The sequence below is a fragment of the Nocardia acididurans genome (genome assembly GCF_016741815.1).
In the GTDB taxonomy this organism is placed as follows: Bacteria; Actinomycetota; Actinomycetes; order Mycobacteriales; family Mycobacteriaceae; genus Nocardia; species Nocardia acididurans.
Genome location: NZ_JAERRJ010000001.1, coordinates 440,048 through 463,694 on the forward strand (window position 1 = coordinate 440,048; position 23,647 = coordinate 463,694).

Sequence of the window (23,647 nt, forward strand, 5' to 3'; positions counted from 1 at the left end):
CGTCGCCGCCTCGCCGGCCCGGGACCCCGGCCACCGGCATGGATAAGAACAAGCGCGGCACAAACTATCATGCGTCAGTCGGTGCGCCGAGTGGAACGGAAGTGCCGGTAGCGTCGCATTTCATGAACCGGAGGGTTCGCCGTGCCGCGACCAGTTACGCCCTGCTGCTGCCGAGCCTCGTGGGTGTCGGAGGCTTCCTTCTCGTCCCCATCGTGATCGTCCTGTGGCTGAGCGTACACAGCTGGAATCTGTTGGGCCCCATGGAATTCACCGGATGGGCGAACTGGCGGTCGGTGCTGTCGGACCGGGAGTTCGGGCATTCGATCCTGGTGACGCTGGGGCTGACGGCGCTGGTGGTGCCGATTCAGACGGCGCTGGGGTTCGCGGTGGCGGCGCTGCTGGCCCGGCGCGGGCGCGGCGGGAGTGTGCTGCGGGTGGTGTACGCGCTGCCGTGGATGTGCGCGCCGGTGGCGGTGGGGGTGGTGTGGCAGTGGATCTTCGCGCCCACCGACGGGGCGTTGAATGCGGTGCTGGGGAGGCGGATCGAGTGGCTGAGCGATCCGGGGCTGGCGTTGCCGGCGGTGGTGGCGGTCATCGTGTGGATGAATGTCGGATATGTCGCGCTGTTCTTTGTGGCGGGGATTCGGGCGATTCCGGGCGAAATACTCGATGCGGGAGCCTTGGACGGGGCCACGGGGTGGCGGCGGGTGCGGTGGCTGATCCTGCCGCTGCTGCGGCCGACCACCTTCTTCGTGCTGGTGACGGGGGTGCTGAGCGCGTTCCAGACCTTCGACATCGTGTATGCGCTGACCCGGGGCGGACCGGATCATCGGACGGATGTCGTTGCCATGCGGATGTATTCGGAGGCGTTCGAAGCCGCGCAGCCGGGTCGGGCCGCCGTCATGGCGGTCGTCGTGTTCGCGGTGATGTTCGTGATCACGGTGGCGCAGTACCGGTACTTCCGGGATCGGACCGCATATGAGTACTGAGAACGGAACACTCGGGCGGACAGGGCGTTCCGCTGCCGCCTACCTGATCCTGGTGGCCGGTGCGCTGCTCACCGTCGCGCCGCTGGTGCTCAGTGCGTTCACCGCGGTCAAGACTCCGGGGCAGTTCGCAAGCGAATCCGCGCTCGCCCCACCGCATCCCATCACCGTCGACAACTTCCGCACCGTGCTCGAGCAGGGGCTGGGGCGGGCCGTGGCCGTCACCGCGCTCATGACCGTGTTCATCACCTGCGGACAGCTGCTCACCTCGATACTCGCCGCGTACGCGTTCGCGCGCACCGAATTTCCCGGACGCGAGACGCTGTTCTGGGTGTACCTCGGGACCATGATGGTGCCGCCCGCGGTGACCCTCGTCCCGCTGTATCTGATGTTCGCGAAACTGGGCTGGCTCAACACCTTCTGGGCGCTGGTGCTGCCCTTCGTATTCGGGTCGCCGTACGCGGTGTTCCTGCTGCGGCAGTACTTCCGGGCCATCCCCGGTGAACTGATCGACGCGGCCCGGATGGACGGCGCGAACACCCTCGACATCCTGGTGCACGTCGTCGTGCCCATGAGCAGGCCGATCCTGGCGACGCTCACCGTGATCACCGTGGTGACGCAGTGGAACAGCTTCATGTGGCCGCTCGTCGCGGCCAGCGGGCCGCGATGGCAGGTGCTCACGGTGGGCACCGCGACCATGCAGACCCAGTACAACGCGCAATGGCCGCTGATCATGGCGGCGACCACGCTGGCCATCGCACCGCTGGTGGTGGTGTTCGTGGTGTTCCAACGGCAGGTACTGCGGTCCATCGCGTGGACGGGGCTGAAATGAGGATCAAGGAATCGACCCGGGCCGCACTCGGGATCGTGGTGGCGTTCGCGCTGCTGATCGGAGCGGCGCTGTGGCTGGGGCGCGACAGCGGCGACAGCGGGCGCACCGTGCTGCGGATGCGGATCTGGGATCAGAGTTTCGAGGCGGCCTACCGGGCGTCGCTGGACGAGTTCCAGCGCGCCAATCCGGATATCGACGTGCGAATCACGCTGGTGCCGTGGGCTTCCTACGCCCGCAAACTGCGGCTGGACGTGGCGGGCGGGATCGCCGACGACCTGTTCTGGACCAGCCTCTACGAGGACTACGCCGACAGCGGGCACCTGACCGATATCGGCGCGGCGCTCGGCGGAGACGCCATGCGCGCGTGGGATCCGGCGGCGGTCACCCAGTTCACCCGGGATGGAAAACTCTGGGCTGTACCGCAATTCGTGGACGGCGGGACGGCGGTGTACTACAACCGGGAGCTGCTGGAGCGAGCCGGGGTCGCTCCCGAGACGCTGTCCGCCGCGCGATGGAGCGGCGATGCGACCGACACCTTCCGGCCGATTCTCCAGCGGCTCGGCGGGGTCGCCTCGTGGCCGTACAACGCGGCCAACGACTTTCAGTCACTGCTGCTGCCGTATCTGGGCTCGGCGGGCGGACAGTTCCAGCGCGACGGGCGATTCGACTTCGCGAATGCGCAGGGGCGCACGGCCTTCGGATATCTGGTGCGGTTGATCTCGGACGGGTTGTCGCCGTCGGCGGCCGACACCGGCGGTTCCAGCGACTTCGCGAAGAACGCCTTCCTGCAGGGACGGATGGCGCTGTTCCAGTCCGGCACGTTCAACCTCGCCACCGTGCAGCAGAGCGCCGGATTCCGGTGGGGCGTGGCGATGATCCCCGCGGGCCCGGCGGGGCGGGTGAGCGCCGGCAATGCGATCGGACTGGCCGGGAACACCGCCGCCCGGCACCCCGAGGCCGTGCGCCGGGTCCTGGCCTGGCTGGGCAGCGCGGCGGGCAATCGGTATCTCGCGGCGGACGGCAACACGATTCCCGCCGTGGTGTCCGAGCAGCAGGTCTACCGCGACTACTGGGCGCGGCGCGGCGTGGATGTGTCCCCGTTCTTCGATGTGCTGCGCGGCGGGCAGATCGCCGCCGGCGGCGGGGCCGGATTCCAGGCCGCCATCCGGGCGATCCTGCCCGTCTTCGACGAAATGTTCCTCGGCCGTGTTCCGGTAGACGAGGCACTCGACCGCGCGCAGGCCGTGGGCGACGAGATCATCGACCGGCGGTGATCAGATGCGGCTGTGATCGGTGAACGGCGTGCGCGGGCCGAACTTCGGCTTGTGCGCGAACCCCGCGAGCTCCAGCAACCGCACCGCCCGATACCGGTGCGGCCGTAGGGGTTCCAGATACTCGACCATGGCGTCGTCGTCGACGGGGCGGCCGAGCAACGTCCAGCCGACCACGGCGGCGAGGTGAAAATCCCCGACCGACAACGCATCCGGATCACCGAATGCCCGCTGCGCGATCTCGGCCGCGGTCCACACCCCGATCCCGGGCACCGTCTGCAATCGGCGCGCGGCGTCCGCGTGACTCAACTCCGCCGCTTCCTCCAGCTTCGGGGCGATCCGCGCCGCCAGCACAATGGCTTTCGACCGCTGCGGCCCCACATTCGCGCGGTGATAAGCCCACGACGGGATATGCCGCCAGGTCTCCGCGTCGGGCATCACCCGCAAGCCGTCCGGTGCGGGTCCGGGTGCGGGAGTACCATACTGCCACACCAACTTCCGCCAGGACGCATGTGCGGTGCGGGTGTGCACCTTCTGCTCCAGCACAGCAGGGACCAGCGCCTCCCACACCAGCCCGGTGCGCAACATCCGCAACCCCGGATTCCGCCGATGCGCCTCCACCACCTTGGGATGCTCCGGCGCGAAATCCCCTAGATCCTCGTCCAGGCACAGCATGGACTCGAGCCCCGCGAGAAACTCCTCCGCCCCCGGCCCCCACGCCGTCGCCTCGACGGCACACCTGTCCACCTGCCGCAGCCGATAGGTGACGACCCCGCTCCGCATCCGCGACGCATGCCAGTGCGCCCCGTCCGCCGTCTCCCGGTGGCAGGGATCCCCGAACCCACGCCGCAGCGGCGTGACGGTGGCGGCGAGATCGACGGGCCGCTCGGACCGCACGGTCCGCGAATGCGCGGCAGCGGTCGTAGCGGAGGTCACCCGCCACATTCTGCTCGACGAGCACCCGGGTCCGTCCAGCGCCCGCACGGAAGTGGCCGTCCACACCCGGCCGGTCGTCGCCTCGCCCCCCACCCGCGCACGGTCACCCCGATTTGTCGAGGGTCCGGATCGAGCCGACGCCACGCACTGACCTGAGGATTGCCATCGCAGCACGGCGTGACCGGTACCCCCCGGTCTCAGGGTTCCAGCAGAAATTGCGCCAGGTGGCGGAAGGTGCGGCCGGCCAACTGCTCGGCCTGGGTTCGGCAGGAGAACCCGTCCGCGAGCAGAACGACGCCGGCCGAGGTGGCGCGCAGCGCGGGGAGCAAGCTGGTCTCCGCCACCGCCACCGAGGTCTCATAGTGGCCTCGCTGCATACCGAAGTTCCCCGCCAGCCCACAGCAGCCCGCCAGCTCGGTGACCGTCGCTCCGGTGCGCTCGAGAATCCGGCGATCGGCGGCGAAACCGAACACGGCGTGTTGGTGGCAGTGCGGCTGGACCAGAACCGTGGTTCCAGTGCGGTCCGGTGGCTGCCAGTTCGGCTGCGCGTCGAGGAACTCCGCGAGCGTGCGCACCGCGCGGGCCACCTCGCCCGCGCGCGGGTCGTCCGGAAGAAGCCGCGGCAGATCATCGCGGAGAGCGGCGGTGCACGACGGTTCCATACCCACCACCACCCCACCGGCACGGACGTGACCGGACAGCGCATCCACGGTGGCGCGTAGGCGCTTTCGCGCTCCATCCAACTGGCCGGTACTGATCCAGGTGAGTCCGCAGCACACGCGGCGGCCCGGAAGGCGCACTCCATGGCCGGTCGATTCGATCAATTCGACTGCTGCTCGGGCGATCTCAGGATCGAATGCGTCGGTGAAGGTATCGACCCACAGCAGGACCCCGGCACCGCTCGCCGCGCCGCTTCCGGCTGAATCGTCCCCGTGGTCACTTCGCGTCCCACGTTCCCGGTTCCGAGGGTGGAGGTCATCCGCGACAAGCTCAGACCCAGCTCGGCCGGCCTCGTGCTCGGCGGCCCCCGGCACGGCAGGACGGCGGCCGGCTCGCCAGGCATCGCGGAAGCTTCTGGCAGCCAGCACCGGCACCGGGCGGCGCGGATCCATCCCGGCCACACGTAACCCTATGCGCCGCAGCGGATCGATCGCCGCCAGCGCATTGGCAAGGCGGGGAGCTTTGCTCGCGACCGACAGCCACTGCGGCAGGCGGCCCAGGGCGTAATGGTCGCGCGGGCGCAGCCGGTTCCGGTAGCGGCGGTGCAGGGTTTCGGATTTGTAGGTGGCCATGTCGACGCCCGCGGGGCAGTCGGAGTGGCAGGCCCTGCAGGACAGGCAGAGGTCCAGGGATTCGGCCACGGCGTCGGAGCGCCAATCCAGTTCGCCGCGAACCACTTCCTGGAGGACTCGGGCTCGGCCTCGGGTGCTGTCCTTCTCGTCGGCGGTGGCCAGGTAGGAGGGGCACATGAAGCCGCCGGAGGCGCGGGTGTCGGCGCGGCATTTGCCCACGCCCACGCAGCGGTGGACGGCGGTGCCGAGGTCGCCGTCCTCGGGGAAGGCGAAGCCGTCCGCCTGCGGGAGGGGTCGCAGTCCGGCCAGACGCAGGTCGGCGTCGATGGGGCTCGGGCGCACTGCCACACCGGGATTCAGGACATCGCCGGGGTCGAAGAGGGTCTTGAAGGCTGCGAAGGCTTTCAGAGCCTGGTCGGAGTACATGTAGCGCAACAGTTCCGAGCGGGCGCGGCCGTCACCGTGCTCGCCGGAGAGGGAGCCGCCGAAGCGGACCACCTGGCGAGCCGCGTCCTCCAGGAAGGCGCGGAAGCGTTGCGGCGCATCGGCTATCGGAAGATCGAGGCGGACGTGCACGCAGCCGTCGCCGAAGTGGCCGTAGAGCAGGCCGTCGACGCCGTGCTCGCGGGTGAGGTCGGTGAATTCGCGCAGGTACGCGCCCAAGCGGTCGGGCGGGACGGCGGCGTCCTCCCAGCCCGGCCAGGCCGGATTGCCGTCCGGGGTACGGCCGGACAGGCCGGCTCCATCGGCACGGATGGCCCAGAGTGCCCGCGCCTCGGCCTTGTTCGTGACGACACGGGACTCGAGTGCGCGCACCGAGGTGCGCAGCGATTCGGCGATGTCGCGAGCCCGGTCATCGGTGTCGGCCGCGACCTCGACCAGCAGCCAGCCACCGCCGCGCGGCAACTCCGGCACCCGGCCCCGGTGCGCGCGCACCACATCGACCAGGCGGGCGTCCATACCCTCCACCGCGATCGGCCCGGCGGCCATGATGGCCTTGATATCGTCCGCGGCCGTCGGCATATCGGGGTAGCCGAGCACCACCAGCAGCGTGGCGGCCGGTACCGGCACCAGGTCGACCGTCGCGTCCAGCAGCAGCCCGCAGGTGCCCTCGGTGCCGACGAAGGCCCTGGCCACGTTCGAACCGCGTTCCGGCAGTAGATGTTCCAGCGCGTAGCCGGACGCCTGTCGTTCGAAGCGACCCAGCTCGGTGCGGAGGACGGCCAGATTCGCACGGGTGAACTCGGCGAGTCCGGGTACCGCCGCCGGGTCGCCGCCCAGGCGCCGCTCGACACCGGTGCCGTCGAGTATGCGCAGTTCGCGCACCGTATCGGAGGTTCGTCCCCAGGCCACCGCGTGCGGTCCGCAGGCGTTGTTGCCGATCATCCCGCCGAGCGTGCAGCGGTTCTGCGTCGACGGGTCGGGGCCGAAGCGCAGCCCGTGCGGCGCGGCCTCCCGCTGCAGCGCGCCCAGCACGACGCCCGGCTGGACCCGCGCGATCCGGCGCCGCGGATCCAGCTCGAGTATCCGGTTCATATGGCGGCTGAAGTCCAGCACCAGCCCGGGGCCGATGGCATTGCCCGCCACCGAGGTGCCCGCGCCCCGGGCCGTGACCGCCAGACCTTCGGCGCGCGCGAGCGAAAGTGCCGCCGCCACATCGGCTTCGGTGCGCGGGTACACGACGGCGGTCGGCAGCACCCGATAGTTCGAGGCATCCGACGCGTACTCCGCCCGGCGGCGCGCGTCGGTATCGACCTCACCTTCGATCGCACCGCGCAGCGCCCGCTCCCATGACCCGCGCATCCCCCAACCCTAGGCGCAGCGCCCGCGACACCGGATCAGCCGACCCGCACAGCCGGCGGACCGATCGTTCACCGACAGCGAACCGATGGACCGCCCGGAAGAGCTTGATCTGAACCTTTGTTGAGGTCTTAGTGTCGGTGGCGTGGGGTTCGATGGAACTCCGACGGTGAGGAGTACGCGATGAGTATGGAATCCGTGGCGTGGAGTCAGCTGTACCGGCAGATGAACGGGCCCACCGAGCAGCGTCCACTGCGGTTGGCCACGGCCAAGCGGATTCTGGCGTTCGCGCACGCGCATCATCGGCGACTGGGGCTGTTTCTGGTGCTGAGCATCGGGTCGGCGCTGCTGGCGGTGGCGACGCCGGTGCTCGCGGGGCGGGTGGTGGACACCATCGTCGGGGGCGGTCCGGTGCGGACCGTGGTGGTGCTCGCGGTGGTCATCGCGGTGGTGGCGGTGCTGGATGCCCTGCTGGGGATCGTGATCCGGTGGTTGTCGTCGCGGATCGGCGAGGGGTTGATCTTCGATCTACGGACGGCTGTTTTCGATCATGTGCAGAAGATGCCGGTGGCGTTCTTCACGCGCACCCGGACCGGCGCACTGGTGAGCCGGTTGAACAATGACGTCATCGGGGCGCAGCGGGCATTCAGTTCGACCCTCTCGGGTGTGGTCACCAATGTGGTGACGCTACTGCTCACGCTCGTGGTCATGATGCGGTTGTCGTGGCAGATCACGCTGCTCGCGCTGGTGCTGCTGCCGGTGTTCGTGGTGCCCGCCCGGCGCATGGGCGAGCGGCTGGCGGGGATCCAGCGCGAGGCGGCCGGGCTGAACGCGGCCATGAGCACGCAGATGACCGAGCGGTTCTCCGCGCCGGGCGCGACGCTGGTGAAACTGTTCGGGCGGCCGCAGCAGGAATCCACCGAATTCGGTACGCGGGCCGGGCGGGTGCGCGATATCGGGGTGCGCACGGCCATGCTGCAGACGGTGTTCGTCACCGCGCTCACGCTGGTGTCGGCGCTGGCACTGGCGCTGGTGTACGGGCTGGGCGGCTACCTGGCGCTGCGGGGGCAGCTGGATCCCGGTGCGGTGGTGGCGCTTTCGCTGCTGCTGACCCGGCTGTACTCGCCGCTGACGGCGCTGGCCAGTGCGCGGGTCGACATCATGTCGGCCATGGTGAGCTTCGAGCGGGTCTTCGAGATCCTCGACCTGACCCCGCTCATCCAGGACGCGCCCGACGCGAAGGCCGTGCCGGACGGGCCGGTCGCGGTGGAGCTCGACCATGTGCGCTTCGGCTACCCCTCCGCCGACAAGGTGTCGCTGGCCTCGCTGGAGGACGTGGCGACACTGGACACCCGCGGCGGCGAGGAGGTGCTGCACAATGTGTCGCTGCGCGCCGAACCCGGGCAGCTGGTGGCCCTGGTCGGCTCCTCCGGAGCGGGCAAATCGACCATCGCCCAATTGGTTTCGCGGCTCTACGACGTGGATTCCGGGTCGGTACGGCTCGGCGGCCAGGACGTACGCGAGCTGACCGGGCGCTCGATTCAGGACACCGTCGGCCTGGTCACCCAGGACGGCCACCTCTTCCACGACACCATTCGCGCCAACCTGCTGCTGGCCCGCCCCGAGGCGAGCGAGGACGACCTGTGGGACGCGCTGCGCCGGGCCCGGCTCGGCGATCTCATCGCCTCGCTGCCCGACGGGTTGGACACCGTGGTCGGCGAGCGCGGCTACCGGCTCTCCGGTGGTGAACGCCAGCGGCTGACCATCGCCCGCCTGCTGCTCAAGCAGCCGCGCGTGGTGATCCTGGACGAGGCCACGGCTTCGCTGGACTCGACGTCGGAGGCGGCCGTGCAGGAGGCGCTGGCCGAGGCCCTGGACGGCCGGACCGCCCTGGTGATCGCACACCGGCTGTCGACCATCCGGAACGCCGATCAGATCGTGGTGCTCGAGCACGGGCGCGTGGTGGAGCGCGGCACGCACACCCAACTGCTGGCGGCGGGCGGCCGGTACGCGGAGCTGTACCGCACCCAGTTCGCCGACGACAGCGAGCCCGCGGCGGCCTGAACCGGAGGACAGTACATTGGTGGAGACGCCGGCTGTGGCGTCTTCATCGGTGTATTGGCGCAACAGATTCCGAGTATCTGCCTCGACAGCTGCTGGAGCGAGCATGAACGCCCGAACCATCAACGATCGCCTCGTAGCACCCGATGCCACCGCGGCCGAGAGCGCGCTCTGCTATCTCACGGCTGCCGCGGGGTCGACCGGGGCGGTACTGCTGGCGCTGGACGCCGGGTTCCCCGGGCTCGCTGTGGCGGTGATCGCGCTGGTGGCCTTCGACCTGTGTGGTGGCGCGGTGGTGAATTCGAGTCTGGCGGCCAAGCGGCACTTCCATCGGCCGGGCCGGACGCACTGGCATCACCTGGGTTTCGTCGCGGTGCACGTGCAGCCCTTCGTGCTCGCGCTGGTGGTTCCCGGATTCGGCTGGGGCAGTGCGGCACTCGTGTACGGGCTGGCGCTCACCGGCGCGGTCGCCGTGCTCGGTGCGCCGCAGCGAATGCGCAAACCGGTGGCGTTCGCTTGGGTCACCCTCGCCCTGCTGATTCCGGTCGGGCTGCCGCTCGCGCTGGCCTGGGTGACTCCGGTGCTGATGGTGAAACTGCTGCTCGGGCATCTGCAGGCCGAGTAGGGCGACACGTTTGCCGATCCGGCAAAAGAACTTGTCAGCACGGTGGTGGGCCGGGCTAGCTTCGTGAGTATGGGAACGCACTCGCACGGACAGTCGCAGGGTCACGAACACGGACAGTCGCAGGGTCACGAACACGGACAGTCGCAGGGTCACGAGCACGGTCACGGCCACAGCCATGGGCACGGCCACGGCCATACGCACGACGGCGTCGACTGGGCGGCCATGATCGATCACCTGCGCCGCGACGACGCCATCAGCGCGGCCACCAATGCGCAGATCGCGCAACGACTGGTCGGATTGCTGGCTGCCGACATCGATCAGCCCGTCCTCGTGGACATCGGAGCCGGAGCCGGGGGTCAGAGCGTGGCCTTCGCCAAGGAGCTGGCCGCGCGCGGCGGCGGGCGGCTCGTCATCGCCGACGCGGTGCCCGAGCTGTTCGAGGCGGCGCGGGAGGCAGTACTCACCGCGCTCGCCGGTGACGACCGGGTGAAGGTCGAGACCGTGCGCGTGGATGCCGCCTCCGACGAGGTGTTCGATCTGGTGCCGCGGGCGGATCTGGTGTGGGCCTCGCGCATGGTGCATCACCTGCCCGACGAGCAGGCGGGCACCACCCGGCTCGCCACCCTGGTCCGGCCGGGCGGTCTGCTCGCCCTGGCCGAGGGCGGTTTGCAGACCCGTTGCCTGCCTTGGGATCTCGGCATCGGCAAGCCGGGCCTGCAGGATCGCCTGATGGCCGCCCGGGACGCCGGATTCGCGCAGATGCGCGCCGAGATCGACGGCGCGGTGCGCATGCGCTACGGCTGGAATATCGCGCTGACCCGGGCCGGGCTGCGCGAGGTGAGCTCGTTCAGCGTGCTCATCGACCATCCCGCCCCGGCATCGGCGGATGTTCGCGCGGCAGTTGCCAAATGGCTCACCTGGGCGCAGGATCGCACCCACGACCGGCTCGACGCCGACGACGCGGCCGCGATCGAAACGTTGCTGGATCCGTCCTCGGACGCGTATGTCGGTGCGCGCGAAGACGTTTACCTGCTGGGCGCGACCACCGTGTTTCTGGGACGTCACTGACCGAGTGTCCAAATGTGACCGTACCGTTAGAGTGCGAACGTCCGAATTATCCTGTGGTCAGACATAATTCAACTCCCCGTGGCAATCCTGTCGTTGATTGCCTGGTTGTTTTCAGGGGAGGAGCTCTGGTGTCCCAGTCCAAGGACAAGCGGTCGACGGCTGCCGTGCGCATCGACGACCTCGAGCGGACGCTCACGGCACGACGACTACAGCACGCGGTCGGTGAGGGCCGGCTGGACCTCATGGAACTGGATCGGCGGCTGGGCGCGGTCTACGCGGCCCGCACCAGCGCCGAATTGTCCGCCGTCACAGCCGATCTGCCCGATCACACCGCCACCGAAAGCCTGGAACTGCGCGTGGGGAGCGGTACCAAGCGGGTCGACGGGCAGTGGGAGGTGCCGGAGAAGGTCACGGCCGAATGCGGTTCCGGCACCATTCACATCGACTTCAACAATGCCTACTGCGCGCGACGGCAACTCACCATCACCGCGGACGTCGGGTCCGGCGCGCTGGTGCTGATCGTGCCGCGCGGGTGGCGGGTCGACCTCGACCGGGTCAAGTGCGGCAGCGGCAGCGTGGTGAATCGCGTACGGCTGCCGCATTTTCCGGGCGCACCGGTGCTGCGGGTCGAGGGCCGGGTGAAGTCCGGGGTGGTCAAGGCGCGGTACCGGTACCGGTCGCCGTGGGCCTGGCTGCGCCGGTCGCATTCCCGCTGAGATCCGACACCGAACACAGACCATGCGGTATGACTGAGGGGTGACGCGCTGGCTGCTGCACGTCGACCTCGACCAATTCCAGGCCGCGGTCGAATTCCGGCGGCATCCCGAGCTGCGCGGACAGCCCGTCATCGTGGGCGGGAACGGCGACCCCACCGAACCCCGCAAGGTCGTGTCCTGCGCGTCGTATCCGGCGCGCGCCTTCGGCGTGCGCGCGGGCATGCCGCTGCGGACGGCCGCCCGCGTGTGTCCGGACGGAGTATTCCTCGCCCAGGACCTCGCCACCTACGCCGATGCGTCCGAGGAGATCATGGATCTGCTGCGCACCTTCCCCGGACGGGTCGAGGTGCTCGGCTTCGACGAGGCCTTCCTGGCGGTGGACACCGACGACCCCGAGCAGCTCGCACGCGAGATCCGTGGCGCCATCGCGGAATTGGATCTCACCTGCGCGGTCGGCATCGGAGACAACAAGACCCGGGCCAAGCTGGCCACCGGCTTCGCCAAAGCCGTGGGCAAGAGTGGCGACGCCGCGGAACAGGATGACGGCGGCACCGGAATCTTCCGGCTCACCCAGGACAACTGGACCGAACTCATGGCGCACCGGCCCACCTCGGCGTTATGGGGCGTCGGCGCGCGCATCGCGAAACGTATGAGCGCCTTGGGAATCGAGACCATCGGCGACCTCGCCGCCGCCGACCGGGAGGTACTGGCGGCCGAATTCGGCCCCAATACCGGCCCCTACCTGTGGGTACTCGGGCACGGCGCGGGCGACACCGATATCTCCGAACCGCGAGAACCGGTGGGGCACAGCCGCTCCGAGACCTTTCCGGCCGACCTCACCGAACGCGCCGACCTCGACGCCGCCATCGTCCGGCTCGCCACCCAGGTCGCCGAGGAGACCTTCGCCGACGGGCGCAGCATCGGGCGGGTCGGGGTCACCGTGCGCACCAAGAGCTTCTTCACCCGCACCAAACAGAGGAAACTGCCCGCGCCCACCACGGATGTGGACGAGATCGTGCAGACCGCGCTGACCGTGCTGCACGCTTTCGACCTCGACCGGCCCATCCGGCTGCTCGGGGTCCGGGTGGAATTTGGCACAGTGGGGCGAGACATCGCAACGGAAGGCACTCGCGGATGAGCGACTACGAGAACATCCTGTTCGAGCACGACGGGCCCATCGCCCGCATCACCCTGAACCGGCCCACCGCCGCGAACGGCATCGACCAGGCGCTGGCCGACGAACTGGCGCGCGCCGCCGCGTACTGCTCCGAGGATCCGGCGATCAAGGTGGTCGTGCTGACCGGGGCCGGGCGGTTCTTCTCCGCGGGCGGCGACGTGCGCGCCATGGCCGAGAGCCCCGACACCGGCGAGTTCATCGAGAAGCTGGCGAGCACCCTGCACCACGCCGTGTCCTCGCTGGCGCGGATGGACGCCCTGCTCATCGTGGGCGTGAACGGCACCGCCGCCGGGGCCGGATTCAGCCTCGCGGTGGCCGGTGACCTGGTGGTCGCGGCCGAATCCGCCTCCTTCACCATGGCCTACACCAAGGTCGGCCTGAACCCCGACGGCGGCGCGTCCTACTACCTGCCGCGGCTCATCGGCCTGCGCAAGACGCAGGACCTCATGCTCACCAACCGCGTGCTCACCGCCGCCGAGGCCCTCGACTGGGGACTGCTGCACCGCGTCGTGCCGGACGCGGACCTCGCCGCCACCGTGGACGGCCTGGCCCAGCAGTTCGCCGCCGGGCCGAAACTGTCCAACGCCCATGTGAAGAAGCTGCTCCTGGTGTCCTCCCAGCACACCCTGGAGGAGCAGCTCAACACCGAGGCCACCTTCATCACCGGCTGCGCGAAATCCGCCGACGGGCAGGAGGGCATTGCCGCGTTCGTGGGCAAGCGGGCCCCGAAGTTCGCCTGAGCGAACGGGTTTCAGCCCTTCACGAACTCCAGGATATCGGCGTTCACCTGGGCCGCATGACTGAGGTAGAGGCCGTGCCCGGCGTCCGGGTACTCCTTGTAGACGGCATGCGGCACCAGTGTGATCAGCTGGCGGCTCGCGACATCGATCGGGATCGACTGATCCGGGATGCCGTGCAGCAGCAGCACCGGAATCTTCAGCGCCGCGCAGTCGGCGCGGTGATCGGTGGTGAACAGCTCGCGCTGCAGCACTCGGATCGCGTACGGGGAGGCCGACAGGCAGCGGCGCATCTCCAGATCGATGGCCGCCGGGGAGACGCCGGTGCCCAGATGCGTGGCGAAATAGCCCTGCGCGCGATCGGCGAACCACTTGGCGCTGTCGGTGTTCAGCTGCGCCAGTGAGGCTTCCAGCAGGTACAGCGGCACCCCGACCGGGTTGTCCTCGGTCTGGCACAGGAACGGAATCGCCGGGGCCAGCAGAGCGATCCTGGTGATCCGGTCCGAGCCGTGCCGGGTCAGGTAGCGGACCGCCTCGCCGCCGCCCGCCGAATGCGCCACCAGCGTGACGTCCCGCAGATCCAGGTGATCCAGCAGGGCGGCCAGATCGTCGGCGCGGGTGTCGATGTCGTAGCCGGTGGACGGGCGATCCGAGCGGCCGTGCCCGCGGCGGTCCAGCAGGACGCAGCGGAAGCCCTGGTCCAGGAAGAAGGCCACCTGGTACTCCCACATATCGGCGTTCAGCGACCAGCCGGCCACGAACACCATCGGGGCTCCGGTGCCGTAGTCCTCGTAGGCGAGAGTGGTGCCGTCGTTCGTCCGGAAAGTACTCATATCCGCTGCGCTCCTTCGCTTTTCGCTGCTGGAAACAACCTTCGCAGCGGAGGTGAAAGAAAGCGATTACGCGTGAGGTAATGCCTCGGCGCACCGGCGAAGACGACCCTGACCAGCGATGCGAGACCTATGCTCGGTCCATGGAGTTCCAGGCGATGGTGGCACACGAAACCGACAACGGGATCACACTCGTCCGCGAGACGGTCGGCGACGACTTCCTCGGCCCCGGCAATGTGACGATCAAGGTTCACTTCTCGAGCGCCAACTACAAGGACGGCCTCGCCATCACCCCGCGCGGCGGCGTGGTGCGCGAATACCCGATCATCCCCGGCATCGACCTCACCGGCGAGGTGGTGAGCTCCGAGGACCCCGGCTTCGCACCCGGTGACCTGGTCGTCGCGCACGGCTACGACATCGGCGTCGCGCACCACGGCGGATTCACCGAATACGCCAGGGTCCCAGGGGAATGGGTGGTGAAACTCGACGGGCTGACCCCGCGCGAGGCGGCCGCGCTCGGCACCGCCGGATTCACCGCGGCCATGAGCGTGCAGGCCCTGCTCGACCACGAGGTCACCCCCGGCGACGGGCCGGTGCTGGTCACCGGAGCGACCGGCGGCGTCGGCACCGTCGCCGTGGACATCCTCGCCGGACTCGGCTTCGAGGTGGTCGCCTCCACCGGCAAGATCGGCGCGACCGAACTCCTGGAGACCCTCGGCGCGAAAACGGTCATCGGGCGGCTGCCCGGCGAAGGCGAGAAACCGCGCGCGCTCGGCAAGGCGCAGTGGGCGGCGGCCGTCGACAGCGTGGGCGGCGAATCGCTCGCGCACATTCTGTCCACCGTGAAATACGGCGGCGCGGTGGCGGTTTCCGGGCTCACCGGCGGAACCACGGTGCCCACCACCGTCATGCCGTTCATCCTGCGCGGCGTCTCGCTGCTCGGCATCGACTCGGCGCACTTCCCCATCGCGCGGCGTCGCGACCTGTGGGCGCGGCTCGCCAAAGACCTGAAACCACAGCATCTTTCGCTGCTGGAGAACTACGCGCCGATCACCGAGGCGGAAGCGGTGCTGCGGTCGATCCTGGAGGGCACGCACTCCGGGCGCACCGTGCTGGGTGTCGCGGGCGAGTTCTAGCCGACGACGGCGCGCACCAGGTTGTGGTCGGACAGGCCGGCCACATCCTCCACCACCACATTGCGCACGGCGATGGACCTGCCCACCACGTGATCGATGTGCTGCGATTTGGTGGCGGCCGAGTCGCGCGGACGGGTGGGCAGAGCGTCCGGGGCGAAGCGGCCCACCGTGAAATTCGGGCCCAGTGCGGCGGCGACCGTGGCGCGGTCGGTGTTGAAGTCGCCGAGCAGCACCGCCTGCCTGCGGTATTCGCTCAGACCCGAGAGCTGCATGAACTGTTCCCCGCGGCGGCCGTCGCCGCTCACATGGGTGGCGATGACCGCGATGCCGTCCACATCGACGACGAGCGCGCCGTTGCCGTTGTCGTTGTGGAACGCGCCGCCGGTCACCTCGCGGGCGGGGCCGTCGATGATCAGGACGAGCAGTTCGGTGCGGTCCTTCAGGGTGGGCGGCAGCACCCGGGGCGCGGGGATGCGCGGGTAACCGACCATATGGAAGGTCTTGCCGGGCAGGGCGTCCCGCAGGCTGATCAGCTGATCGCCGCTGACCTCCTGCAGGGCGATCACCCGCTCGGTGCGCTGGCTGATTGCTGCGGTGATGGCCGCGATGCGCTTCGACTCGTCGGGCCAGTGCGTGATGATCTCACTGGACCATTTCTCGGCATGTACTCTGTGCAGAACATTCCAGGTGGCGACGGTGATCACGATAGCCACCCTACGAGATACGCAGGGACCGTGCATGTTTCGTTTCATGTGAAACATGCACGGTCCGTTCGCTGTTCAGTTGCTGACCACCTCTGAGATCAGGCGGTGGCGCTCAGGGCCGGGCCGTCGTAGGCCGGTTCGGCGACCGGCTCGATGGCGTAGGCCAGGATCTCGGCCACATCCGCGACCGGACGCACATCCAGGGCCGCCAGCACCTCGGCGGGCACCTCGTCCAGATCGGGTTCGTTGCGGGCGGGGATGAACACGGTCTTCAAACCCGCGCGCTGCGCGGCCAGCAGCTTCTGCTTCACGCCGCCGATCGGCAGCACCCGGCCGTTCAGCGTGACCTCACCGGTCATGCCGACATCCGAGCGGACCTGCCGGCCCAGCGCCAGCGACACCAGCGCCGTGACCATGGTGACGCCCGCCGACGGACCATCCTTCGGCACCGCGCCCGCCGGGAAGTGGATGTGGATATTGCGATCCAGCACCTTCGGCTCGAGGCCGATCTCCTCCAGGTGGGAGCGGACGTAGGTCAGGGCGATCTGCGCCGACTCCTTCATGACATCGCCCAGCTGACCGGTCAGGGTCAGGGAACGATCACCCTCGGCGGCATTGGCCTCGATGTAGAGGACGTCACCGCCGGCACCCGTCACCGCCAAACCCGTCGCCACACCGGGGACCGCGGTGCGCTCCACCGAATCCGGGGTGAACCGCGGACGGCCCAGGTAGTCTTTCAGATCCGGCTTGTCGATGACCAATTCCGTTGCGGGCTTGTCGAACTCGATCGCCTCGTCGTAGCCCAGCTCCGGCGCGTACCCGAGGGTCGCCTGCTCCGACAGCTTGGTCGCCGCCTTGCGCAGCGCCTTCGCGACCAGACGCTCCATCTGCCGCACCCCGGCTTCCCGGGTGTAGTTGGCGGCGATCTCGCGCAGGGCCTCGTCGGTGACCGAGACCTCCTGTGCGGTCAGGGCATTGCGCTCCAGCTGACGCGGGACCAGGAAGTCGCGGGCGATGGCCACCTTGTCGTCCTCGGTGTAGCCGTCGACCGTGATCAGCTCCATGCGGTCCAGCAGCGGGCCGGGAATCGTCTCCATGACGTTCGCGGTCGCGATGAACAGCACATCCGACAGATCCAGGTCCAGATCCAGGTAGTGATCGCGGAAAGTGTGGTTCTGCGCGGGATCCAGGACCTCGAGCAGCGCCGCCGCCGGATCGCCGCGGAAATCGGAGCCCACCTTGTCGATCTCGTCCAGCAGGACAACGGGATTCATCGAACCCGCCTCCTTCATGGCGCGGACGATACGACCCGGCAGCGCGCCCACATAGGTGCGCCGGTGACCGCGGATCTCGGCCTCGTCGCGCACGCCGCCCAGGGCGACGCGAACGAACTTGCGGCCCAGCGCCCGCGCCACGGACTCGCCCAGCGAGGTCTTGCCCACACCGGGCGGGCCGACCAGCACCAGCACCGCGCCGGAACCGCGCCCGCCCACGACCTCCAGGTTGCGGGCGGCCCGGCGGGCACGCACGGCCAGGTACTCGACCATGCGGTCCTTCACCTCGTCCAGCCCGTGGTGATCGGCGTCGAGCACGGCTCGCGCGGCCGAAACATCGGTGCTGTCCTCGGTTTTCACCGACCACGGCAGTTCCAGGACGGTATCCAGCCAGGTCCGGATCCAGCCGGACTCCGGGCTCTGATCACTGGAACGCTCCAGGCGACCGACCTCACGCAGGGCAGCCTCGCGGATGTCGTCGGGCAGATCGGCGTTCTCGACCCGGGTGCGGTAATCCTCGGCCCCGTCGGGCTCGTCCTCACCCAGCTCCTTGCGAATGGCGTTCAACTGCTGGCGCAGCAGGAATTCCCGCTGCGTCTTCTCGACGCCCTCGCGCACATCCTCACTGATCTTCTCCGAGATCTCCGTCTCGGCGATGTGCTGCTTGGTCCACTCGATCAGCTTCCCCAAACGGGTTGCCGTATCGACGGTTTCGAGCAGCTCCCGCTTCTCGGTATTGCTCAGGTACGACGCCCACCCGGCCGCATCGGCCAGCGCGGACGGATCCTGCAGCTGATTCACCGCGTCGATGACCTGCCACGCCTCCCGGCGCTGCAACACCGCGACAACCAGCTTCTTGTACTCCGCGGCAAGCTCTTTCGTCTTCCCGTCAGCAGGCGGAACCTCCACCGACTCGGCCTCGACCCACAGCGCCGCACCCGGCCCGGTAACCCCGTGCCCGATCTTCGCGCGCTCCTCGGCCTTCAGCACGGCCGCCGGCGCGCCACCGCGCATCCGCCCGACCTGATCAATGGTGGCCACCACCCCGTAGGTGGCATACCCCTCGTCGAGCCGAGGCGCGACCAACACCTGGTTGACCTTCCCGGCACGCGCGGCATCGATAGCGGCCTGCGCGGACTCGTCCAGTTCGACCGGCACCACCATGCCCGGAAGCACGATCGGATCGGTCAGGAACAGGACCGGCAGGTTCTGAGATGTAGTCACTCTTCGACCCCTTCCAAGGTTGAGCTTTCCCCACTCAACCCTCGACCCGTTGATCTCATTCCGCGACCCCGTTCGCCGGGGGCGAACATACGATGGCGCGGGGAAAAGGCTGTGCCGAATACCGTGAGGAGTCGATGGACATGCTGGCTGCGCGACTGCATCTGGGGACGGAACGACGACTGGAACTGGATGAGGTGCCGGTGCCGGAGCCGGGGGACGGGTATGTGCTGGTGAAGGTGGAGGCGGCGGGGGTTTGCCTGTCGGATGTGCATTTGATCGATGGGACGTTGACGCCGCGGTACCTGAAGGGGGATGTGGTGACGCTGGGGCATGAGGTGGCGGGGACCATCGAGGCGCTCGGGGCGGGGGTTACCGGGTGGCAGGTGGGGGATCGGGTGGTGTTGCAGGCGGGGGAGACCACGGGCGGGGCGGTGCTGACGCGGGGGGTGGATTACGACGGGGGGTGGGCGGAGTACACGTTGGCCCGGGTGGACACGCTGGTGCCGATTCCGGATGATCTGCCGTTCGAGCAGGCGTGCTTCATTCCGGATGCGGTGTCCACCCCCTGGGCTGCCATTACGGCTACCGGGCAGGTGAAAGCTGGTGAGGCTGTGGGCGTTTGGGGGGTCGGCGGGCTCGGGGCGCACGGGGTGCAGTTGCTGCGGATGGTGGGGGCCGCGCCGATCATCGCCGTCGATCCACTGCCCGCGGCGCGGGAGCGGGCGTTGGAGTTCGGGGCGGATCTGGCGTTCGATCCGGCCGAGCCGGATCTGCGGAAGAAGATTTTCAAGGCCACGGGTGGCGGGTTGGCCGCCGCGTTCGATTTCGCGGGGGTGGCCGCTGTGCGGGAACAGGCCATCGTGTGTCTCGCGCCGGAAGGGCGGTTGGTGTTGGTGGGGCTCACGGACAAGCCGATCACCATTACCGGGGGGACCTCGTTCAGTTACTTCCAGCAGCAGTTGCGGGGGCACTACGGGTCGCAGCCGGAGGATGTGACGCAGCTGGTGAAGTTGCAGGGGCTGCATCGGGTGGAGTTCTCGCGGTCGGTCAGCGCGGTGATGCCGTTGGCCGACGCGGCGAAGGCGGTGCATGCGCTGGATGCCAAGGAGGGCAATCCGATTCGGATCGTCCTGAAGCCTTGAGCAACCAGCGCAACGGGTTCAGGCCAGGCGGCGCTGGAAGACGTTGACGGGCTGGGGGTTCGACGGGTCCACCGTGTAGACCCCCAGGTCGGCCGAGGACGCGGTCAGGTCCAGGACCATGAAGCCCAGGTCGGTGTAGGTCTGGTACTGGGCCGGATTGCGGTCGGGCACACCCTTGTTCGTGGTTTTGGCGGCCGCGCCGGAGATGATCTGGCGGGTGCCCTTGCAGTCGGTGGTGGGGTCCAGGACCTGGAGGTTGTGGTCGTGGCCGGACAGCAGGAACTGGCACTTGCCCAGCACGTGGACCTCCAGGAACTTCTTCACCTCACTGCCGTTGACGAGATCCACCGGGATGCCGTCGTATTCGCCGGCGTTGCCGTGCGGGCCGTTGCTCAGGTAGGGGTGGTGGGTGAGGGCGATCTTCCACTTGGCGGGGGACTCGGCGATGGCACGGTCCAGCCACGCGGCCTGTTCGGTCATGAAAGTGCCGGTGGCGGACCAGTATTCGTTGAACAGGGGCGGCAGGTAGGCGGCGATCGGGTTCAGGTCGAGGACGAAGAACTCGACGAGGGGCTGCTCGTGCGGGATGCGGACGGAGTAGTAGCGCGACGGCATCCACCAGCGGGCGGAGCGGGCGTGGTAGGCCACCTCGTGGTCGCCGCGCAGCAGCCAGCCGCCGTCGCCGGGGAAGAGCGAGCTGTTGTCGTGGTTGCCCTGGACCATCACCCAGGGGAAGTCGAGGCCGTTGTTGGGGTCTTCGAACTTGGCCTTGAACTGGGCGTCGTCGTCGGCCCAGGGGCCGGACTCGTAGACGTTGTCGCCGAGGCCGACGGCGAGGGAGAAGGGGCGCTGGGCGTGCAGGGCGCGGGCCGCGTCGGCCACCGCCCACTGCGGGCGGGCGCCGGTGCCCGCATCGCCGGTCACCAGGATGCGCAGATCCGCGGTGTTCGGGAAGGGGAACTTCGGCACGGCCGGGGCGGGCGCGGGCTGCGCCCATGCGGGTCCGGCGGCGGCCAGGGTCGTGATGCTCGCGGCGGCTGCCGCACCTGCGAGAAAGCCACGGCGGTCGACGTTCATCGGGATGTCCTCACCCTTCCATGTTGGTCGGTTGACCAGTATTGCCGCTCGGGAGAAACCGCGCACGATATGAGACATTAGGGTGCCTTATTTCTCACCATCGTTCGGCCTCAGGGGGACCAGCTATGACGACAGTGGCGTCGGGAACGTTCCTGGACTGGGAACAACTCACCGGACAGCCGCAACTCGTCGTAGATCTGATCACATTTCCGGTCTTCAGCGCGATCGCCGGCCTGCTCACCAACTGGACCGGCGTGCTCATGCTGTTCTGGCCGGTCTACTTCCGCGGCATCCGGATTCCGGGCCTGGAGATCCTGTATCCGTACCTGCCCCGGCGCGTGCAGGTGCTGCCCATCTTCTCCGGCGACGGCAAGCGGTTCGGCTTCCAGGGCTTCATCCCCGCCCGCGCCGAGAAGATGGCGAGCATCTGTGTCGACAAGGCACTCATGCGAATCGGCAGTCCCAAGGACTTCATCCACGAACTCGACCTCGACGGCATCGCCGACTACATCGCCGACATCGGGCGAAAACAGGTGGGGCCCATCGTCGACGAGATCATGAAGCGGGAGAACCCCGAACTCTGGGCCGTCGCACCGAAAGCCGTGAAGAACGTGCTCTACCAGCGGGTGGAACGCGAACTGCCGAAGCTCGCGCGCCGCTCCTTCGAACAGCTCGGCGACAATGTCGATCAGCTCATCGACATCAAGAGCTTCGTCATCCGGTACCTGCGCGAGAACCCCGAGATCCTCAAGGACCTCACCACCACGATCGCCGCGCCGGAACTGCGGTTCATGGTGCGCGTCGGCCTGCTGGGCGCGCCCTTCGGCGTGCTGCTGGCGCTGTACATGGAAGTGCACCACGATATTCCGATCATCGGCTGGATTCCGGGCTGGCTGGTCATCCTGACCGCGGCCGCCGCCATCGGCGTCATCGTGAACATGATCGCCGTGAAGGTGGTGTTCGAACCGGGTGATCCGCAGCCGCGCTACCGGTACCTGTGGAAGCAGGCGCTGCTCGCCAAGCGGCAGCCGCAGGCCGCGGCCGACCTCGCGACCATCCTGGCCTATCAGGTGCTGACGCTGCCGAACCTGGCGCGCGAACTCCTCGAGGGGCCCAACGGCGACAAGACCCGGCTCATGCTGGAGAAGCTGATCGCCGACGAGATCCACAAGCAGCTCGGACCCACCCACTCCATGGCGCGGGCGGCGTTCGGCAAGCGGCAGTTCGACAATCTGAAGGTCGGTGCGGCGGGCGCGGCGGTCGGGCTGGTGCCGGGTCTGGTGGAGGACGAGGTCTTCGCGGCCGAGCAGGCCAAGAAGATCGAGGAATTCGCGGCGCGCAAACTGCAGCAGCTCACCCCCGGCGAGTTCATGGAGATGTTCTACGCGTCCGTGGAACAGGACGCCTGGCTGCTCTACCTGCACGGAGCCCTGCTCGGACTCGTCGTCGGCGCGGTTCACCTGGGCATATTCGGCTGGTAGTAAAAGCAAGCACGCATGCTTGCATTTTTTCGGGGCTGCTGCGATGCTGACCGCGTCGGCACGTACAGCGTCGTGCGTGCCGCAACAACTGATTTCGCGAGGTCCGGGTAACTCGCCGGGGACGACCGAAAGCGGTTCGGCACCCGACCGGCGGCACGCGTACACGACGGGTGGCGGCTCCCAGCTGGGCGCTGAAGTCGCGGAGAGGCGGAATTGTGGATATCGAGGCAGTGCTGGCCGACCTGGCCGCCGAGGGCGATGAACTCGATCTGCTGGTCGCCGATCTCGAACCCGCCGCGTGGCAGCGGGACACCCCGGCCGCCGGGTGGACCATCGCCCATCAGATCGGGCATCTGAACTGGACCGACAAGGTCGCCGCCATCGCCGCCACCGACGCGGAGAAATTCCAGGAACTGGTGCGGGAGGCGCTGCCGAAGGTGCTCACCTTCGTGGACGAGGCCGCCGAGGAAGCCGCGAAAACGCCCGCGCCGGAACTGCTCGCCGACTGGCGAAACGATCGCAAGGCCCTGGTCGACGCACTGCGCCGCGTGCCCGCCGGCACCAAGCTGCCGTGGTTCGGGCCGCCCATGAGCGTCGCCTCCATGGCCACCGCACGCCTGATGGAGACCTGGGCGCACGGGCAGGATGTGGCCGACGCCCTCGGCGTGACCCGCACGCCCACACCGCGTTTGCGGCATGTCGCCCACATCGGTGTGCGCACCAGGAATTTCGCCTACCTGACGCACGGCAAGGACGCGCCCGCGGAGGAGTTCCGGGTCGAGCTCACCGCACCGGACGGCAGCCTGTGGACCTGGGGCCCCGAAGACGCCGCCCAGCGAATTTCCGGCCCCGCCTTGGATTTCTGCCAGCTGGTGACCCAGCGGCGGCACATCGACGATCTGGCCCTGGAGGTCCAGGGTGCGGATGCGCTCGAATGGCTCGGGCTGGCACAGGCTTTCGCCGGTCCGCCCGGAAGCGGCCGAACGGCAGGCCAGTTCGCCTGACCTGCCGTCGTACCCGGCCTCCGACCCTGAAGAACGGAGCGGACGAGCGCCTACCGTGGGTGCGCCGTGCCTGGTGCCCACCCGGACGACGTTGGCCGGAGGTCTTCGATGGCAGTCGAGTCGGCGCTCGCCGCTATTCCGTATTTACCCCGGCTTTCGCTGCTGGAAACCTCTCGATTCGAGGTATGGCGCTTCTGTGATCCTCGTCTCACCGAGGACATGTGTTACCGCGCGCCACCGTAACCTGGACGCGCGTACGACTTTCAATGGTGCG

Annotated in this window: 19 protein-coding genes; 13 read left to right on the forward strand and 6 right to left on the reverse strand. The window is 68.6% G+C overall.

What is annotated here, in order from left to right; all coding sequences use genetic code 11:
• Window positions 1-122: 122 nt before the first annotated feature.
• The 3 genes from JK358_RS02035 to JK358_RS02045 are packed head-to-tail and all read left to right on the forward strand — an operon-like array spanning window position 123 to window position 3,092.
• Window positions 123-989, forward strand: a complete 867-nt coding sequence (locus JK358_RS02035) for a carbohydrate ABC transporter permease (protein WP_201942737.1) — start codon at window positions 123-125, stop codon at window positions 987-989.
• Window positions 979-1,818, forward strand: a complete 840-nt coding sequence (locus JK358_RS02040; RefSeq protein WP_201942739.1) for a carbohydrate ABC transporter permease — start codon at window positions 979-981, stop codon at window positions 1,816-1,818. The genes JK358_RS02035 and JK358_RS02040 overlap by 11 nt, the downstream gene beginning before the upstream one ends.
• Window positions 1,819-1,820: 2 nt before the next feature.
• Window positions 1,821-3,092, forward strand: coding sequence for an ABC transporter substrate-binding protein (locus tag JK358_RS02045; protein WP_307817283.1), 1,272 nt, complete (start codon window positions 1,821-1,823; stop codon window positions 3,090-3,092).
• Here JK358_RS02045 and JK358_RS02050 read toward each other — a convergent pair whose 3' ends face one another.
• Both JK358_RS02050 and JK358_RS02055 read right to left on the reverse strand, forming a co-directional pair.
• Window positions 3,093-4,034: a DNA-3-methyladenine glycosylase family protein gene (locus JK358_RS02050; RefSeq protein WP_201943774.1), complete on the reverse strand. Its 942-nt coding sequence runs from the start codon at window positions 4,032-4,034 to the stop codon at window positions 3,093-3,095.
• Between the two features lie 188 nt (window positions 4,035-4,222).
• On the reverse strand, window positions 4,223-7,120 hold the full coding sequence (locus tag JK358_RS02055) for an FAD-binding and (Fe-S)-binding domain-containing protein (protein WP_201942743.1): 2,898 nt from the start codon (window positions 7,118-7,120) through the stop codon (window positions 4,223-4,225).
• A gap of 180 nt (window positions 7,121-7,300) precedes the next feature.
• Between JK358_RS02055 and JK358_RS02060 the strand changes: the two genes are divergently transcribed.
• From JK358_RS02060 to JK358_RS02085, 6 genes are all read left to right on the forward strand, one after another.
• Complete coding sequence (locus JK358_RS02060; protein ID WP_201942745.1) at window positions 7,301-9,181, forward strand: ABC transporter ATP-binding protein; 1,881 nt, start codon at window positions 7,301-7,303, stop codon at window positions 9,179-9,181.
• A 103-nt stretch (window positions 9,182-9,284) separates the two neighbouring features.
• Window positions 9,285-9,803, forward strand: coding sequence for a hypothetical protein (locus tag JK358_RS02065; protein ID WP_201942747.1), 519 nt, complete (start codon window positions 9,285-9,287; stop codon window positions 9,801-9,803).
• Window positions 9,804-9,872: 69 nt separating this feature from the next.
• A complete protein-coding gene (locus JK358_RS02070) occupies window positions 9,873-10,871 on the forward strand; it encodes a class I SAM-dependent methyltransferase (RefSeq protein ID WP_201942749.1) in 999 nt (332 codons plus the stop codon).
• A 128-nt stretch (window positions 10,872-10,999) separates the two neighbouring features.
• Window positions 11,000-11,587 carry a DUF1707 SHOCT-like domain-containing protein gene (locus tag JK358_RS02075; RefSeq protein WP_201942752.1) on the forward strand — a complete coding sequence of 196 codons (588 nt, stop codon included), beginning with the start codon at window positions 11,000-11,002 and terminating at the stop codon, window positions 11,585-11,587.
• 40 nt (window positions 11,588-11,627) lie between these two features.
• On the forward strand, window positions 11,628-12,725 hold the full coding sequence (locus tag JK358_RS02080) for a DNA polymerase IV (protein WP_201942756.1): 1,098 nt from the start codon (window positions 11,628-11,630) through the stop codon (window positions 12,723-12,725).
• Window positions 12,722-13,504: an enoyl-CoA hydratase/isomerase family protein gene (locus tag JK358_RS02085; RefSeq protein WP_201942759.1), complete on the forward strand. Its 783-nt coding sequence runs from the start codon at window positions 12,722-12,724 to the stop codon at window positions 13,502-13,504. The genes JK358_RS02080 and JK358_RS02085 overlap by 4 nt, the downstream gene beginning before the upstream one ends.
• Before the next feature lie 11 nt (window positions 13,505-13,515).
• Here the strand turns inward: JK358_RS02085 and JK358_RS02090 are convergent, their stop codons facing one another.
• Entirely contained in the window at window positions 13,516-14,334 is an 819-nt protein-coding gene (locus JK358_RS02090; RefSeq protein WP_201942762.1) for an alpha/beta fold hydrolase, read from the reverse strand.
• A 140-nt stretch (window positions 14,335-14,474) separates the two neighbouring features.
• On the opposite strand from JK358_RS02090, the gene JK358_RS02095 reads away from it, so the two are divergent.
• A complete protein-coding gene (locus tag JK358_RS02095) occupies window positions 14,475-15,467 on the forward strand; it encodes an acrylyl-CoA reductase family protein (RefSeq protein WP_201942764.1) in 993 nt (330 codons plus the stop codon).
• Here the strand turns inward: JK358_RS02095 and JK358_RS02100 are convergent.
• Window positions 15,464-16,171 (reverse strand): endonuclease/exonuclease/phosphatase family protein, encoded by a 708-nt coding sequence (locus tag JK358_RS02100; RefSeq protein ID WP_201942767.1) that lies wholly within the window; start codon window positions 16,169-16,171, stop codon window positions 15,464-15,466. The genes JK358_RS02095 and JK358_RS02100 overlap by 4 nt on opposite strands.
• 98 nt (window positions 16,172-16,269) lie before the next feature.
• Window positions 16,270-18,609, reverse strand: a complete 2,340-nt coding sequence (gene lon, locus JK358_RS02105) for an endopeptidase La (RefSeq protein WP_232850686.1) — start codon at window positions 18,607-18,609, stop codon at window positions 16,270-16,272.
• Window positions 18,610-18,803: 194 nt separating this feature from the next.
• On the opposite strand from lon, the gene JK358_RS02110 reads away from it, so the two are divergent.
• Complete coding sequence (locus JK358_RS02110; protein WP_201942773.1) at window positions 18,804-19,811, forward strand: zinc-binding dehydrogenase; 1,008 nt, start codon at window positions 18,804-18,806, stop codon at window positions 19,809-19,811.
• Window positions 19,812-19,829: 18 nt separating this feature from the next.
• Here JK358_RS02110 and JK358_RS02115 read toward each other — a convergent pair whose 3' ends face one another.
• The gene (locus JK358_RS02115) at window positions 19,830-20,888 is read right to left on the reverse strand and encodes a metallophosphoesterase (RefSeq protein WP_201942776.1); all 1,059 of its coding nucleotides are present in this window, start codon (window positions 20,886-20,888) and stop codon (window positions 19,830-19,832) included.
• 125 nt (window positions 20,889-21,013) lie between these two features.
• Between JK358_RS02115 and JK358_RS02120 the strand changes: the two genes are divergently transcribed.
• Complete coding sequence (locus JK358_RS02120) at window positions 21,014-22,369, forward strand: DUF445 domain-containing protein (protein WP_201942779.1); 1,356 nt, start codon at window positions 21,014-21,016, stop codon at window positions 22,367-22,369.
• 212 nt (window positions 22,370-22,581) lie between these two features.
• Complete coding sequence (locus JK358_RS02125) at window positions 22,582-23,373, forward strand: TIGR03084 family metal-binding protein (protein ID WP_201943775.1); 792 nt, start codon at window positions 22,582-22,584, stop codon at window positions 23,371-23,373.
• Window positions 23,374-23,647: the final 274 nt, after the last annotated feature.

Excerpts from the sequence above, each read along its gene's own strand:
- JK358_RS02035 (WP_201942737.1), top strand. The coding sequence starts at position 123 with ATGAACCGGAGGGTTCGCCGTGCCGCGACCAGTTACGCCCTGCTGCTG.
- JK358_RS02040 (WP_201942739.1), top strand. The coding sequence starts at position 979 with ATGAGTACTGAGAACGGAACACTCGGGCGGACAGGGCGTTCCGCTGCC.
- JK358_RS02050 (WP_201943774.1), bottom strand. The coding sequence starts at position 4,034 with ATGTGGCGGGTGACCTCCGCTACGACCGCTGCCGCGCATTCGCGGACC.
- JK358_RS02055 (WP_201942743.1), bottom strand. The coding sequence starts at position 7,120 with ATGCGCGGGTCATGGGAGCGGGCGCTGCGCGGTGCGATCGAAGGTGAG.
- JK358_RS02060 (WP_201942745.1), top strand. The coding sequence starts at position 7,301 with ATGAGTATGGAATCCGTGGCGTGGAGTCAGCTGTACCGGCAGATGAAC.
- JK358_RS02065 (WP_201942747.1), top strand. The coding sequence starts at position 9,285 with ATGAACGCCCGAACCATCAACGATCGCCTCGTAGCACCCGATGCCACC.
- JK358_RS02070 (WP_201942749.1), top strand. The coding sequence starts at position 9,873 with ATGGGAACGCACTCGCACGGACAGTCGCAGGGTCACGAACACGGACAG.
- JK358_RS02085 (WP_201942759.1), top strand. The coding sequence starts at position 12,722 with ATGAGCGACTACGAGAACATCCTGTTCGAGCACGACGGGCCCATCGCC.
- JK358_RS02090 (WP_201942762.1), bottom strand. The coding sequence starts at position 14,334 with ATGAGTACTTTCCGGACGAACGACGGCACCACTCTCGCCTACGAGGAC.
- JK358_RS02095 (WP_201942764.1), top strand. The coding sequence starts at position 14,475 with ATGGAGTTCCAGGCGATGGTGGCACACGAAACCGACAACGGGATCACA.
- lon (WP_232850686.1), bottom strand. The coding sequence starts at position 18,609 with ATGGTGGTGCCGGTCGAACTGGACGAGTCCGCGCAGGCCGCTATCGAT.
- JK358_RS02110 (WP_201942773.1), top strand. The coding sequence starts at position 18,804 with ATGGACATGCTGGCTGCGCGACTGCATCTGGGGACGGAACGACGACTG.
- JK358_RS02115 (WP_201942776.1), bottom strand. The coding sequence starts at position 20,888 with ATGAACGTCGACCGCCGTGGCTTTCTCGCAGGTGCGGCAGCCGCCGCG.
- JK358_RS02120 (WP_201942779.1), top strand. The coding sequence starts at position 21,014 with ATGACGACAGTGGCGTCGGGAACGTTCCTGGACTGGGAACAACTCACC.